The 13,988-nt window shown below is 66.6% G+C and carries 14 protein-coding genes; 4 read left to right on the top strand and 10 right to left on the bottom strand.

Translation table 11 applies throughout. The annotated features are described in order from the left end of the window. Nucleotides 1–20: 20 nt before the first annotated feature. Genes IHQ52_RS14740 through IHQ52_RS14750 form a run of 3 tightly spaced genes read left to right on the top strand, consistent with a single transcriptional unit; the run spans nucleotide 21 to nucleotide 2,800 of the window. Nucleotides 21–929, top strand: a complete 909-nt coding sequence (locus tag IHQ52_RS14740) for a DUF1295 domain-containing protein (protein ID WP_024499235.1) — start codon at nucleotides 21–23, stop codon at nucleotides 927–929. Beyond that, nucleotides 926–2,080 (top strand): FAD-dependent oxidoreductase, encoded by a 1,155-nt coding sequence (locus tag IHQ52_RS14745; protein WP_024499234.1) that lies wholly within the window; start codon nucleotides 926–928, stop codon nucleotides 2,078–2,080. Before IHQ52_RS14740 ends, IHQ52_RS14745 begins: the two co-directional genes overlap by 4 nt. A 30-nt stretch (nucleotides 2,081–2,110) precedes the next feature. Continuing rightward, nucleotides 2,111–2,800: a hypothetical protein gene (locus IHQ52_RS14750; RefSeq protein ID WP_024499233.1), complete on the top strand. Its 690-nt coding sequence runs from the start codon at nucleotides 2,111–2,113 to the stop codon at nucleotides 2,798–2,800. A gap of 81 nt (nucleotides 2,801–2,881) precedes the next feature. Here IHQ52_RS14750 and fadD5 (IHQ52_RS14755) read toward each other — a convergent pair whose 3' ends face one another. From fadD5 (IHQ52_RS14755) to IHQ52_RS14775, 5 genes are all read right to left on the bottom strand, one after another. Beyond that, nucleotides 2,882–4,489, bottom strand: coding sequence for a fatty-acid--CoA ligase FadD5 (gene fadD5, locus IHQ52_RS14755; RefSeq protein WP_024499232.1), 1,608 nt, complete (start codon nucleotides 4,487–4,489; stop codon nucleotides 2,882–2,884). Between the two features lie 93 nt (nucleotides 4,490–4,582). Further along, nucleotides 4,583–6,187, bottom strand: coding sequence for a fatty-acid--CoA ligase FadD5 (fadD5, locus tag IHQ52_RS14760; protein WP_024499231.1), 1,605 nt, complete (start codon nucleotides 6,185–6,187; stop codon nucleotides 4,583–4,585). Between the two features lie 165 nt (nucleotides 6,188–6,352). Then, nucleotides 6,353–7,600 (bottom strand): RNA polymerase sigma factor, encoded by a 1,248-nt coding sequence (locus IHQ52_RS14765; RefSeq protein WP_024499230.1) that lies wholly within the window; start codon nucleotides 7,598–7,600, stop codon nucleotides 6,353–6,355. Beyond that, nucleotides 7,597–7,974, bottom strand: a complete 378-nt coding sequence (locus IHQ52_RS14770) for a YciI family protein (RefSeq protein WP_024499229.1) — start codon at nucleotides 7,972–7,974, stop codon at nucleotides 7,597–7,599. The genes IHQ52_RS14765 and IHQ52_RS14770 overlap by 4 nt, the downstream gene beginning before the upstream one ends. A 91-nt stretch (nucleotides 7,975–8,065) precedes the next feature. Continuing rightward, on the bottom strand, nucleotides 8,066–8,584 hold the full coding sequence (locus IHQ52_RS14775) for a M15 family metallopeptidase (RefSeq protein WP_024499228.1): 519 nt from the start codon (nucleotides 8,582–8,584) through the stop codon (nucleotides 8,066–8,068). A 97-nt stretch (nucleotides 8,585–8,681) separates the two neighbouring features. Between IHQ52_RS14775 and IHQ52_RS14780 the strand changes: the two genes are divergently transcribed. Beyond that, nucleotides 8,682–9,815, top strand: coding sequence for a DUF2235 domain-containing protein (locus IHQ52_RS14780; RefSeq protein WP_096274046.1), 1,134 nt, complete (start codon nucleotides 8,682–8,684; stop codon nucleotides 9,813–9,815). Nucleotides 9,816–9,878: 63 nt separating this feature from the next. On the opposite strand, the gene IHQ52_RS14785 is transcribed toward IHQ52_RS14780, so the two are convergent. The 5 genes from IHQ52_RS14785 to IHQ52_RS14805 all read right to left on the bottom strand — a co-directional run bounded on the left by IHQ52_RS14785 (nucleotide 9,879) and on the right by IHQ52_RS14805 (nucleotide 13,935). After that, on the bottom strand, nucleotides 9,879–10,274 hold the full coding sequence (locus IHQ52_RS14785; RefSeq protein WP_024499226.1) for a VOC family protein: 396 nt from the start codon (nucleotides 10,272–10,274) through the stop codon (nucleotides 9,879–9,881). A 1-nt stretch (nucleotide 10,275) separates the two neighbouring features. Then, nucleotides 10,276–10,584 carry an ArsR/SmtB family transcription factor gene (locus IHQ52_RS14790; protein WP_051349633.1) on the bottom strand — a complete coding sequence of 103 codons (309 nt, stop codon included), beginning with the start codon at nucleotides 10,582–10,584 and terminating at the stop codon, nucleotides 10,276–10,278. Nucleotides 10,585–10,659: 75 nt separating this feature from the next. Next, on the bottom strand, nucleotides 10,660–11,646 hold the full coding sequence (locus tag IHQ52_RS14795; RefSeq protein WP_232512983.1) for an oxygenase MpaB family protein: 987 nt from the start codon (nucleotides 11,644–11,646) through the stop codon (nucleotides 10,660–10,662). A 260-nt stretch (nucleotides 11,647–11,906) separates the two neighbouring features. Further along, nucleotides 11,907–13,055 (bottom strand): phosphotransferase, encoded by a 1,149-nt coding sequence (locus tag IHQ52_RS14800; RefSeq protein ID WP_024499223.1) that lies wholly within the window; start codon nucleotides 13,053–13,055, stop codon nucleotides 11,907–11,909. Between the two features lie 100 nt (nucleotides 13,056–13,155). Further along, the gene (locus IHQ52_RS14805) at nucleotides 13,156–13,935 is read right to left on the bottom strand and encodes a hypothetical protein (RefSeq protein WP_024499222.1); all 780 of its coding nucleotides are present in this window, start codon (nucleotides 13,933–13,935) and stop codon (nucleotides 13,156–13,158) included. Between the last annotated feature and the right edge of the window lie 53 nt (nucleotides 13,936–13,988).

Genomic DNA, 13,988 nt, shown 5'->3' on the forward strand with positions numbered 1-13,988 from the left:
CGACGATAGGACGAGATCTCGTGAGCCGGACAGCGTCGTTCGTGCGCGTGGTGCTCGCCTACCTGGTGGCGTTCGGTGTCGCCGCCGCATGGTTGTGGCTGGGTCCCGACACCGGCCACCTGTGGCTCGACACCCTCATCGCCGACCTCTGGGCGACGCTGGTGATCTTCGGTTCCAGCCGCCTGTACTCGAACTCGAGCATGTATGACGCCTACTGGAGCGTCATACCGCCCGCACTCCTGGTGTACTGGTGGGCCGCCGGTGATGTCGGCATCGAAGCGGTGCACTGCTGGGTCATCGCTCTCGTCCTCGGAGTGTGGGCCGTCCGGCTCACCGCCAACTGGGCCATCGGGTGGCCGGGTCTGGATCACGAGGACTGGCGCTACCGACTGCTCAAGCAGCGTGCCGGCCGTGCGGCCTTCGTCGTGGACCTGGTCGCCATCCACGTCATCCCCACCATTCAGGTGTTCCTCGGCATGGTCCCGGTGTATGTCGCAGTCACCCGACATGATTCGACGATCGGCTGGCTCACCGCACTCGCCGCGGTCGTCGGATCGGCCGCCATCGCCCTCGAGTACGTCGCCGACGCCCAGCTGCGTCGCTTCACCGCACACCGCACGCCTGGGTCGGTGCTGGACTCCGGCGTGTGGTCGTGGTCCCGGCACCCGAACTACTTCGGCGAGTTCGGTTTCTGGGTCGCGATGGCGTTGTTCGGGATCGCCGCCTCGCCCGCCGACTGGTGGTGGCTGCTCGTGGGTGTGGTGGTGATGCTGGCGATGTTCCTCGGCGCCAGCATTCCGATGATGGAGCAGCGCAGCCTGTCCCGACGTCCCGGCTATCCCGAGGTCGTCGACCGGGTGTCCCGGTTCGTACCCCGCCCACCTCGCCGAACCCGTCCGCCGCATTCCGCCGAACGCATCACCGGATGACTCGCCGCGTCGTGGTCGCCGGGCTCGGTGACACCGGCATCCTCACCGCCATCCATCTGTCCCGCCACGCGGACGTCGTCGGGATCTCGTCGAAGCCCGGGCTGGTCAGCGGTCAGGAACTCGGGCTTCGCGTGAGTCGGCCCGACACCTGGGCCCGCGACTACCGGATTCCGTTCGAACGATTCCGGAAGCTCGACCGCGTCCGCACCGTCCACGGGTCGCTGACCGGAGCCGACCTAGTCGAACGAACCGTCACCGTACGCACCGCCGACGAAACCGATGTCATCGAACCGTTCGACGCGCTGGTCATCGCCACCGGTGTCCGCAACGGCTTCTGGCGACGTCCCGGTCTCCAGTCCCCGACCGATGTCGACCGGGACCTGGCCGCTGCACACCGCCGTCTGGCGGTCGCGGATTCGATCGCGGTGATCGGCGGGGGTGCCGCCGCGGTGAGCGCGGCGGCGAACCTGGCAGCGACCTGGCCGGGTAAACGGATCGATCTCTACCATCCCGGTGAGCGCGCACTGCCCCGCCACCATCGGCGGACCTGGCGGAACGTGTCGGCGCGGCTGCGCACACTCGGTGTGGGTGTGCACGGCGGACACCGCGCCCAGGTGCCCGACGGCTTCGGCTGCGACGAGATCACCAGCGGATCCGTGCGCTGGACCACCGGGCAGGACGCCGTGCACGCCGACGCGGTGCTGTGGGCGATCGGTCGGGTGACCCCGAATTCGGAGTGGTTGCCTCCGCAGATCCTCGATCCGGGCGGATTCGTCTACGTGACACCGCAGCTCCGGGTTCCGGGACATGAACTCGTCTATGCCGTCGGCGACATCGCCGCCACCGACGCCCTCCGTGGTTCGGCCCGTAACCGTGCCGACCGGCTTCTCGCCCACAACATCCGCGTCGATCTGGCGGGCCGACCGGACCGGGCGCGGCGCTACGTGCCGCCCCGCCGACGGTGGGGATCGGTTCTCGGTGTGCAACGCGACGGTCTGCAGGTGTTCGCGCCGAACGGTCGCGCGTTCCGTTTCCCCGCTTGGTCGGTCGACACGGTGCTGCAACCGTGGATCGTCCGCCGGGGGATCTACGGCGGGATTCGCGACGCGGGTTCGCCGGCCGCCACCGATCGTCGGCGGCGTCGCACCTGAAAGGTCATCTTCCGCGCTTACACTCGGCCCATGAGCAACGAGCAGTTCTCGGCCGATCCGACAGACCCGGTGGACCCGCCGCCCGGTTCGAACACCGCGCCGGTCCCGCCCGCGTCGGCACCGGCGGGATCGACACCCCCGGGCGCCCCCGCGACGACCGATGCATCACTGAAGCCGACAGCCGCCGAACGTGCGAACACGATCGTCAGGAAGGTCGTCATCGGCCTGATCATCGCCGCCCTCCTGGTGATCACCTACTTCATCCTCGAGGCATTCCTGCCGCGCTGGTGGGCGGGCCAGATCGGCGGCCGGGTCGACGGATCGATGGCCAGCGGTGTCTGGACCGGACTCGTCCTGGGTGTTCTCTGCACCTTCGTTCCGCTCCTGTTGTTCACGCTGGCGTTCCTGAGCCGCAGCCGGTTGCGGAACGTCCCGGCGATCGCGTTCGCCGTCGCCGGCATCGTCGTGGCGATCCCCAACCTGTTGACGCTCTCCGTCGTCGCCGGCGGCGGCAACGGTGCCCACGCGGGTGAACGCATCTTCGACGTCGAAGCCCCGGGCTTCCGCGCCGCCACCGCGTGGGGCGTGATCATCGGTGTCCTTCTCGCGATCCTCGTCGGCTGGTTCATCTGGCGATATCGGCGGCGTGGACGACAACTCGAGGCGACGCGCCCGAAGAAGGACAAGAAGAAGGACAAGAAGAAGGACAAGAAGAAGTGATGGTCGGATAGACCACTCCGAACGGGTCAACCCGCCACCTCACGAAGGTGGCGGGTTGACCCGTTCAGGGGGCGGGGGCGGTCAGTCGGCCAGCCCGGCATCCTTGCTGCCGTAGCTCTCCCGCAGCTTCGGCTTCACGACCTTGCCGCCGGCATTCCGGGGCAGCTCGTCGATGATCACGAGGTCCTTGGGGTGCTTGAACCGCGCGAGATTCTCGTTCAGATGAGGTTCCAGCTCGGCCAGCGTCAGATCGATGACGCCCTCGGCCAGGACCACGACGGCGACCGGCACCTCGCCCCACTTCTCGTGCGCGCGACCGATGACGGCCGCCTCCAGGATCGCGGGATGGCCATACAGGACGTTCTCGACCTCGGCGCAGTAGATGTTCTCACCGCCGGAGATGATCATGTCCTTGGCTCGGTCGACGACGTAGAGGAAGCCGTCCTCGTCTTCTCGCACCAGGTCGCCGGAGTGGAACCACCCGCCGCGGAACGCTTCCGCGGTCTCCGCGGGCTTGTTCCAGTAGCCCTTCATCAGGTTGGGTCCGCGATAGACGATCTCTCCCACCTCGCCGGGCTTCACGTCGTTCATCAGCGGGTCGACGATGCGGGCGGTCACCGCCGGGACCACCTTGCCGATCGAACCCTGCTTGCGCAGTGCGTCCTTGCCCTCGAGGATCGTCGTCACCGGAGACATCTCGGTCTGCCCGAAGGCGGTCATGTTCAGCGCCTCGGGGAAGGCCTCGCCCATGGCGTTGAGCACGGTGTCCGACGCGGGGGCCGCACCCCAGCTGATGTTGCGCAGACGGAGCTTTCGCGGCCGCGCTTTCTGCGCCGCGCACACCGCCTGCCACTGTGCGGGCACCATGAACACCGAGGTGGTGCCTTCTCTCTCCAGGGTGTCGAGCATGGCGTCCGGGTCGAAAGCACCGAGTGGATGGATGACCGCACGGATGCCGCGGTAGAAGACCGGGGCGAATGCGGCGAGCCCGGCGATGTGGAACATCGGCGGTACGACCGACGCCACGTCCTCGGCATCGGCGGACGCGGTGGTCGCCATCGTGGTGACGGCCTGCGCGTGGAAATTCTGGTGGGTCAGCATGGCGCCCTTGGGCTTTCCGGTGGTACCCGAGGTGTACATGATCGCGGCGACGGTGTCCTCCGGGACATCGACCGCCGGCAGATCCGAGTCCCCCTGCGCGACAAGGCTTTCGTAGTCGAGATGCTGAGGGTTCTCACTGCCGTCGACGACGATGAGGGTGTCGATCCCACCGGTGGACGCACTCACGGCATCGGCCAACGGCGCGAGGAGTTTCTCGGTCAGTATGACCTTGGCCCCACTGTCGGCGACGAGATAAGCGACCTCGGCGGGGCTCATCCGGATGTTCACCGGAACCGGGATCGCTCCGATCAGCGTTGCGCCCAGCACGGCTTCGACGTACTCGGTGCGGTTGAGCAGCACCATGAGGATTCGGTCGCCGAACTCGACTCCGAGCCGGCTCAATGCTGCGCCGAAAGCCCGTGACCTGTCATCGAGTTGCTTCCACGTCGTGGACTTGTCCAGGTATGTGATTGCCATGTTGTCCGGCGTCATCAGCGCATGCCGGTGGACCTGGTTGTTCCAGTGGTTGCGGCGCGAGCGGTAGGGCTCGGTGGTCAGGTCGGCGGTGGCGTCGGTGGTTGCGGTCATCCCTGCTCCCGTGTCGATCGTGCGATGGTCGACGTTGTTGTCTGCGTCACACCCTACGCAGACCGGGCGGGTTGCTCGTCAGATTTCGCCGGGTCAATCGGACAAACCGGCGTCCTTGCTGCCAAAGCGCTGGCGCAGCATGGGTTTCGTGACCTTGCCACCGGCGTTTCGCGGGAGGGCGTCGATGATCACGAGATCCTTCGGGTGCTTGAAGCGCGCCAGATTCTCGTTCAGGTGGGGTCCCAGCTCCGCCAGGGTCAGGTCCTCGACACCGTCGGCGAGCACGACGACCGCGACGGGCACCTCGCCCCACTTCTGGTCCGCCCGGCCGATGACCGCCGCCTCGGCGACAGCGGGATGGCCGTAGAGGACGTTCTCGACCTCGGCGCAGTAGATGTTCTCACCGCCGGAGATGATCATGTCCTTGGCTCGGTCGACCACGAAGAGGAATCCCTCGTCATCCTTCCGGACGAGGTCACCGGAATGGAACCAGCCACCGCGGAAGGCGTCCGCGGTTTCCTCGGGCTTGTTCCAGTAGCCCTTCATCAGGGTCGGCCCGCGGTAGACGATCTCCCCCACCTCGCCGGGCTTCACGTCGTTCATCAGCGGGTCGACGATGCGCGCCGTCACCGCAGGCATCACCTTGCCGATCGACCCGATCTTCCGCAGGGCGTCTTTACCCTCGAGGATGCAGGTCACCGGCGACATCTCGGTCTGCCCGAACGACGTCATGTTGAGAACGCCCGGGAATGTCTCGTTGATGGCGTTGAGCACGGTGTCCGAGGCGGGGGCGCCACCCCAGCTGAGGTGACGCAGACGCAGGCCGCGCGGACGTGCCTGCTGTGCGGCGCACACTGCCTGCCATTGTGCGGGCACCATGAACACCGATGTCGAGCCCTCTCGCTCCAGCGTGTCGAGCATGACGTCGGGGTCAAAGGATCCCAGCGGATGGATGACCGCCCGGATTCCTCGGTAGAAGACCATCGCGAAGGTCGCGAGGCCCGCGATGTGGAACATCGGCGGGACGATCGATGCGACGTCACCGGGCTGTGGGTTCGTCGTGGAGATCGACGTGACGGCCTGCGACTGAAAGTTCTGGTGGGTCAGCATCGCACCTTTGGGACGGCCAGTGGTGCCCGAGGTGTACATGATGATCGCGACAGCGTCCTCGGGGACGTCCACCGGCGGGAGATCCGAGGGGTCCTCGGCGAGGAGGTCCTCGAACGAAAGATGGTCGGGGTTGTCGCTCTCGCCGACGACGACGACGGTATCGGAGGTGCCTCCCAGGGCCCGCGCGGCATCCACGACGCCGGTCAGCGCCGATTCGGTGACCACGACCTCGGCGCCGCTGTCCGTCATGAGATAGGCGATCTCGCCGGGACTCATGCGAACGTTCACCGGCACCGCGATCGCACCGATGAGGGTCGCCCCCAGAATCGCTTCGACGTACTCGGTGCGGTTGAGCAGCGCCATCATGACCCGGTCGCCGAACTCCACACCGCGTCTGCTCAGCGCCGCGGCGAAAGCCCGGGAGCGGTCGTCGATCTGCGTCCACGTGCGCGTCTGGCCGAGGAAGGTGATCGCGGGTTCGTCGGGAGTCGTCAGAGCGTGGCGGCGGACATGGTTGTTCCAGTGGTTGCGGCGCGAGCGGTAGGGCTCGGAGGTCACGTCGGTGACGGCCTCGGCGGATGCAGTCATTGCGGTCTCCCGTGTCGTCGGACACTCGTTGTCCGACTCACCACCCTAGGTCGTGACTGTCACGGAATACGCTGTGCAGCCGATGATTTGCGCCTATGGAAGGGTTAGCCGGCTCCTATGGACGACGCCGGGGCGGCGTCTGCGCACGTGTCCCCCGGGACGGAGTCACCCCATGCGGTCCGCCCGGCACCGCAAGTACTCTCGGACGCGAGGGTCGCGGGCGAACGTCGCGGCGCGCTCGAAGTGCCGACGTGCCTCGTCGAGTGCGCCGGTGCGGGCCAGGAGGTCTGCGCGTGTGGCGTGGAAAGGTTGGAAGTCGTCGAGGTCGTGCTGCTCCTCGAGTTGCCCGAGCAGCGCCAGACCATCGGCGGGCGACGTCGCGCGCCCCACGATGGCGGCGTGCGCGACCCGTGCACCCAGTGTCGGGGTGACGGTGAGGAGGGCGGTCGACAAGGTCTCGAGTACGGCCCACTCGACGACGCCGGTGCGTGCGCGATCGGCGTGGACCGACTGCATGGCGGCCTCGAGCTGGAATCGCCCCATCGGTGCGCCGAGTGCGGCGGCACGTCGGAGCATCGCCTCGCCGTCGCGGATCAGTTCGCCGTCCCACAGCGCGGGGTCCTGCTCCTCGAGTGGGACGAACGGTCCGTCCCGGGCCGGCGCACGTGACAACGACAGGGCGATGAGAGCGGCGAGTCCCCATGCCTCGGGCTCGACGTCGAGGAGAGATGCGAGTGTCACGGCGAGATACAGCGCCTCCCCCGTCATCGATTCGACGGCGTCGGGCCCGCAACCGGTCGCGTCGTCCCAGGCGATCGCGAAGCACCCGTAGACGGCCTCGAGCACCGCGGACAGTCGTCCCGGCATCGCCGTGCGGTCGGGAACGGCGAACGGGATGCGGGCGTCGCGGATGCGTCGCTTGGCGCGGACGAGTCGTTGCGCCATCGTCGCGGGCGCCACCGCGAAGGCCGCGGCGATGTGAGTGGCCTCGAATCCCAGCACCGCCTGCAACATCAGGGGTGTCCGGATGGCCGGGTCGATCGCGGGGTGAGCGCAGGTGAACAGCAATTCGAGTCGCTTGTCGCCGATCGCGTCGGGGTCGAGATCGTCGATGGGTGTCACGCTGGCCTCCCCGGCGGTATCGGCGCGGTCGTAGAGATCGACCGACATCCGGTGTGACGCGGACTTCCAGACGTCGCGCTGGTGGTTGCGGGCGACGGTGAGCAGCCACGCGGTCGGATTCTCGGGTATGCCGCGTGCCGGCCACGTGACGAGCGCACGTTCGAAGGCGGTCGACAACGCGTCCTCGGCGAGCGCGAGGTCGCCCGATGATGCGGCAAGGAGCGCCACCAGCCGCGAATACGCCTCGCGAGCGGCGTGTTCCGCGACGGCGTGCGCTCCCGGCAGGTTCATCCGTTCGGTGTCCACGCCCCGTTCACGGTGTACGTGGCCCCGGGTCGGATCTCGACGACACCCCAGTCGATGGGGGGCGCCTGACGTGCCCACTCGATGGCGTCGTCGAGGTCCTCGACATCGACGACGATGGACCCGCCGAGTTGCTCCTTGGTGTCCGCGAACGGACCGTCCTGGATGACGAGCTCGCCGTCCACCTTCCGCAGCGTGGTGGTGGCGGTCGAATGCTGGAGCACCTCGGCACTCACCAGGACGCCGGCGTCCTGCAATGCCCGTGCGTAGGCGGAGAACGCTGCCTGACCCGACCGGATGGCGTCCTCGCCGAGCGTCGTGGCGTCCTGCTCCGGGTAGTGCAGCAGAAGTGAGTAATGCATGGTCTACCTCCTGGTCACCGGACCGCCTCTCGGTCCGTGTGAGGAGATGACGAGCGTGCGACCCGTCGATCGACAGCCTACGGCCGATGGATCAGATTCCGCGGCGATCCGCCCGGACCGCGGCATCGGGCCACATCGGCGGGCACGCTGTCCCGGGTGTCGTGGCCAGTTCGAAATGCCACCACTCGTTGACGAATGTCCGGCACAACCCCCAGCGATAGCCGTTGCGTTCCAGCCAGGCAGCGCCCTCCCACGGGCCGACGTCGACGGCCTCACCGCGAACGTGCGGCGACTCCTCCGCGGGAAGAACCCAGCGCCGGGCCGCCGCGGGACTGCCGTAGGTGGCGATGGCGTTCCGCCACAACTGTCGTTGTTCGGCGTCGGACCGTTTGCCGGAGGTGATGTACATCTGAATCCCTTGGGCGCGGCCGTCGTTCGCGGCGAGCGTGTACGACACCGCCAGTCCCGGTACGAGTCCGGCCGTCCCGGGGGCCAGGGCGGTGGGCGCTGCCACCGCCGGGCCGACGCCGACCACCGCACCGGTCACGGCACACGCAGCGCCGGCCGTCGCGAGGACGACCCGCGTGAGTCCAGACGCGAAGATGCTCATCAGACCAGTAAACCGTACGACTGACGTGTACTGCATGGACCGGTGTGCGGCATTACCGTCGAATGTGTCGGGCCCGTCGACGCAATGGAGGGGCTGCATGAGGAAACGTCTGATCATCTGCTGCGATGGCACGTGGAAATCATCGAAGGATCCGCGGGCCTCCAACGTGGAGAAGATCGCTCGGGCCGTCAAGACCGATGCAGCCGACGGTGCCGTTCAACTGGTTCACTACGTGAACGGTGTCGGGACGGGCTCCGCGTGGTCCGACCGTGTCCTCGGAGGCGCCTTCGGACGCGGGTTGAACGCGAATCACGTTGACGCCTACCGTTTTCTCGTCCTGAACTACGAGCCCGATGACGAGATCTTCGTCTTCGGTTTCAGTCGAGGCGCGTACACCGCCCGCAGTCTGGTCGGGATGATCAGCAAGGTCGGGCTGGTCACGCCACGCCAACTGGCCGAGAACCCCGCGAGCAACCTGTTCGAGAAGGCCCTGCAGTCGTATCGGGACGAGAACAAACGATCCGCCCTCGGTCGCGAGGTGCCGGTCGCGTTCATCGGCGTGTTCGACACCGTGGGAGCCCTCGGCGTTCCCGGTATCACCCGGTACAAGCACAACTTCCACAATGTGAAGCTCGGCGACAAGGTCGAGGTCGCGCGTCAGGCGCTGGCGATCGACGAGTGTCGGCTGACGTTCGACCCGTGTGTCTGGGAGACCGCCGGTAACACCGAGACCGATGTGAAGCAGGTCTGGTTCGAGGGCGTGCACTCCGACATCGGCGGAGGTCTGAAAGTGGTCGAACCGTCCGAACTCACCCTGGCCTGGATGGTGCGGGAAGCGAGCCTGCGCGGTCTCGAGTTCTCCTACGACCGGTTCACGGCGATCCGACAGCCGGTCGATCCCGCGTGCCCCGAGTATGCCGCCAACAAGTCGATGAACGCCGCATACCAGGTCATCAACCTCATCAAACTCGCAATCGGACCATTTCGACTGCACGGCACCACAATTCGCCATCGGCGCCAGAGACGCAGGCTCGAGGTCGAGAAGGATCCGGCGTCGCCGCTGTTGATCGCCGAACCCGCGCTCACTCGATGGGAGACCGACCAGGACGGGCGCAGGCGGAAGGCGCCCAACATCGGATGGTGGATCGACATGTTCGACGGCGACCCCGCTGCGTTACGCGCCCGCGTCGTCGAGATCCCACCACTCTCGGCGCCACTCGCCACAGCGTGACAGCAGCCTTCGGATCGAGACCGAACACCAGCACCCGCGGGCGAACGCCTCCGGGAGGCCGGGTCAGGCCTCCTTGACCGCGGCGATCTGGATGAGGTTGCCGCAGGTGTCGTCGAAGATGGCCACGATTGCCGTTCCGACGTCGGTGGGCTCCTGGGTGAAGACGACACCGTGTTCACGCAGGCGGTTGTACTCGGCGTCCACATCGTCGACGGCGAACTGCGCCAACGGGATACCGTCCTCGACGAGTGCATCCCGATAGGGCTTCACCGCGGGATGTCCGGCCGGCTCCAGCAGGAGTTCGGTTCCTTCGGGGGCCTCCGGCGACACGACGGTGAGCCACCAGGCGTCCTCACCCAGCGGTATGTCGAGGTGTTTGGTGAAGCCGAGGACGTCGGTGTAGAAATCCAATGCCTTTCGCTGGTCGTCGACGAAGATCGAGGTCAACGCGATTCTCATGTCATGCCTTTCGTGGCGCGGGCCACCGCCTGGCGATCTCTGCCAGCGGTGCCGGATCGAAGTAGTGGAACTTGGCGCGTCCGCGTTTCTCGGCGTGAACCAATCCGGCGGCCTCCAGTACGGCCAGATGTTGCGAGATGGCCTGGCGGGTCAGGCTCAGTCCCCGGTTGGCGGTGAGACGTCCGCAGATCTCGAACAGCGTCTGACCATCGCGGTCGGCGAGTTCGTCGAGGATCGCACGTCGCGTTGGATCGTCGAGAGCATGGAACACGTCGGCCACACCCGACCATAGGCAAGTCGCCGCTTGCATGTCAACGGCCGACTTGCAGAGATGACGAAGCGGGCCCGTGGACAGTGTCCGCGAACCCGCGTCGAGTAGTTCAGTTCAGTCCCTGGGGAACGGTACGCCCATGCGCTCGTAGGACTCGTAGACCTCTTTCATCTTGCCGTCCCGGAACGAGCCCAGAAGCGCCTTCACCGCGCGGCGACGAGCCGCGGCGATCGGCTTGGGGTACTGCCTGGTGTTCATCAGCTTCTGCGCCCATTCCGGATGGAGATCCTGGATGGCCCAGTCGACGAGGCTCACCACCGGACGCTGCCACGAGGGGTAGCGCCACGGTGCGGTCGGATTGAGGAGTTCGACGGTCGGCATGGTCACGGCCAGGTACGGCAGCGAGTCGGCGAGATACTTGTCGACACCCTCCTTCGTCGTCGGCACGTTCGCTCCGCCCAGCTCACGACCCATCCGTGCGTAATCGTGGAAGAACTCCTCGAGACGTTCGTCTCTCAGCGGGTCGGGATGGAAGGCCTTGTGCGACGCTGCGAGAGCCCACGCCTGGGTGCAGTAGTTCCAGGTCAGCAGATCGGGGTCGCTGGCCTTGTAGGCGTGGCCGTCGGGACGCACACCCTCGATGCGATTGTGCATTCCCCGGACCGTCTTCGACACCCGTTCGGCCACCGGCGTCGACGCCAGGGCGACACCGAAGAAGAAGGACAGGGTGTGTCCGGAACGTGAGGAGAATGCCTTCTCGTCGAACTGGCCGGTCGGTACGCCGTCGATCCGTTCGAGGGCGCGCGTGTGCTCGTACGCCATCCAGGCCATGTCGGGGTGCAGGGTCTCCATCATCGCGGCGGCACCCATGGCGATCTGGACCGTCGGCAGGTGCTCGTGGACGTACCAGACGGCGCTCCCGGGTCCGAACCACCCGGGATCACCCTTCGGTTCGGTGAACTGGACGTTCCGGAAGAACTCGTCCCGGATCGACTGGAAGGACTTGTCCACCGCCCAGTCGAAGACGCTGCGCTTGTGTGGAACAGACGCGACCGACGGGGTCGGCTCAACAGCGGGCCGTGCTGTGTCTTGGATCACCATGCCACCGAGAATAACGCGACAGACTATTCGTATTCTATTCGCTTTCGGCGAGCTGCCTGGCCGACCCCCGAAACGTGAACATCGCTCCACTGCAGGGGAATTCGGCTTCGTCAGCGGGCGGTGGCAGGGCGTCTGATCCAAGTGTTCGCATTCGGGTCGTCAACGCCGAACACGGGACGCACCGCCGACCCGGCGGCCGGACCGAACGACGAACGCACCGTCCCGATCGGGACGGTGCGTTCGACATTCGGTGTTCGGCGTCAGGCGAGCGCCTTCTTGATGGCCTTGTCGACCTCGAGATCCTCGACCATCGAGTTCGCGGCCGCGAAGGCGAGTTCGACGCGGTCGGCCGGTTGCAGCCCCGGCCACACCGTGCAGATGGCGATCGAGTCCCAGGCGTCGAAGGCGAAGAACCGCAGCGCTTCCCAAGCCTGATCGAAGGTCGGCGCGTCCTCGACGCCTTCATCCTCGAGGGTGTCGAGATACGCGCGGAGGAGTTTTTCCTCGTTTCCGCGGCGGATGGCCGCAGGCGTCGAGTGGGTGAGCATGTAGCTGACCTCGCGCAGGCCCGGACCCCGGTGGATGACCTGCCAGTCCAGGAGGCCGGCCGTACCGTCTGGCTTCAGGTAGGTGTTACCGATGTGGGAGTCGCCGTGCAGCATCGTCTGCGGACCCTCTTCCCACTTCGCGTGCAGCGCCTTGTCGTTCTGGTTCGCGAACTCCGCCATCCGCCGGGCGGCGGCCGGGATCTCGACGTTCTCGTCGTTCAGGATCGTCTTGCGCACCTTGCGGAATTGCCAGAGCAACAACGGGAATCCCGGGCGTGCGGATTCGGGTGCGATCCACGGCAGCTCCGTCGCGAGCCGCGGGCTGTTCCAGAACTGCGCGTGCACCCGCGCCAGCGTTCGCATGATGGCCTCGACACCGGGCAGGGTGATCTCCTCGACGCTGAACGGGAAGGTGGCACCCGCGGCTTCGAGGTCCTCGAGGACGAGCAGATGCCGGGCACCGTGGCCGGCATGTGCGAAGTACGACTTCGGGGCGATCGAATCGGCGAGTTGCGGACGGATCTGGTCGTAGAACTTCACCTCGTTGACGGCCATGTCGAGTGCCGCCACCATCGTCCGGTTCTTGGCGTTCAGAGGCGTCGACTTGATGAAGACGCTGGCCGGCAGTCCGGCGTCGAGGCCGACGCGGTTCCACTGGATGCCGAGCCGGTTGCGGTCGGTGGTTCCCGACGTGCCGTCGAGTCGGGTGACGCCTTCGGCGACCGCCCCGGGTGCCTTCGCGGCGAAGACCTTGGTGAGGAAGGCCGCGTCCACCTCGCCGACGCTGGAGGGTTTGGGTGCCGGCGCCCACGGCGAGATCGCGAGCGACGTCTCGGCCAGGGCCTTCAGGGTCTGTTGCATGGTGTGATCTCCCGCTGTGTGCAGGCGTCAACATCCGACGCCCCGGTGCAACATAGTTTACTTCGTCACCTATGTGCGGGGACCGGTTTCGTCGGAACGATCACGGCAATTCGACCTTGGAGGCCAGCCAGCGTCCGTCGACCTTCTCCATCGTCATCAAGATGCGGCTGCGGTCGAGACGAGGATCCGGGCTCGCCGTGTTCGTCACCGTCTGGTCGACGAACAGCATCACCTCGACCTTGTTCTCGGACTGCGACCTGATACCCGCATCGATCACGGTTCCCTTGCCGGTCGCCTGGTTGTCGACGAGCAGCTGGCGCAGCTGCGAACTCGAACTCGAGTACATGTCCTTGAATTCGCCGGTGGCACCCTCGAGTACGCGCGCGAAGTCCCGGTCGAGGTTGCGGGTGTCGATGCTGGTGAGTGCGACCGCATAGCTCTCCGCGGTCCGTAGTGCCTCTTGCCCGGCGTTCTCGATGTCGATGCGGTTCTTCAGTTGCACGCCGAAGACGATCGCCAGCGCGGATGCGGCGATCGTGATGACCGCCAGCAAACCCACACCTGCTGCGCCCCAGCCGAGTCTGGTGGACTTGCGGCCCACCGGACGTCCGCCGTCGCCGGCGGATGAGCCGGTCGCGTCCTCCTGGGCGGTCTCGTCCGCGGAGGATTCGGCGTCCTTCCTCGACTTCTTGCTGACCGACACCGTCTTCGACTTCTTCGGTGACTCCTCGGCGGTGGACTCCGAGCCGGACGCCGTCGCGTCGGTGGTCTTCTCGTCGGTGGCCTTCTCGACGGTCGTCGACGACGCCGTGTCGTCCTGCTCGGAGACGCCGGTTTCGGTTGTGTCGGCGTCGTTCTCGGCTGACGTGTCGGTCTTCATGTGAATCCTTTCTCGAGGCGGAGGTTTCGCCGGGCGTGCGGTCACGCCGCGAG

It is taken from the genome of Gordonia amicalis, from assembly GCF_022059885.1.
GTDB lineage: Bacteria > Actinomycetota > Actinomycetes > Mycobacteriales > Mycobacteriaceae > Gordonia > Gordonia amicalis.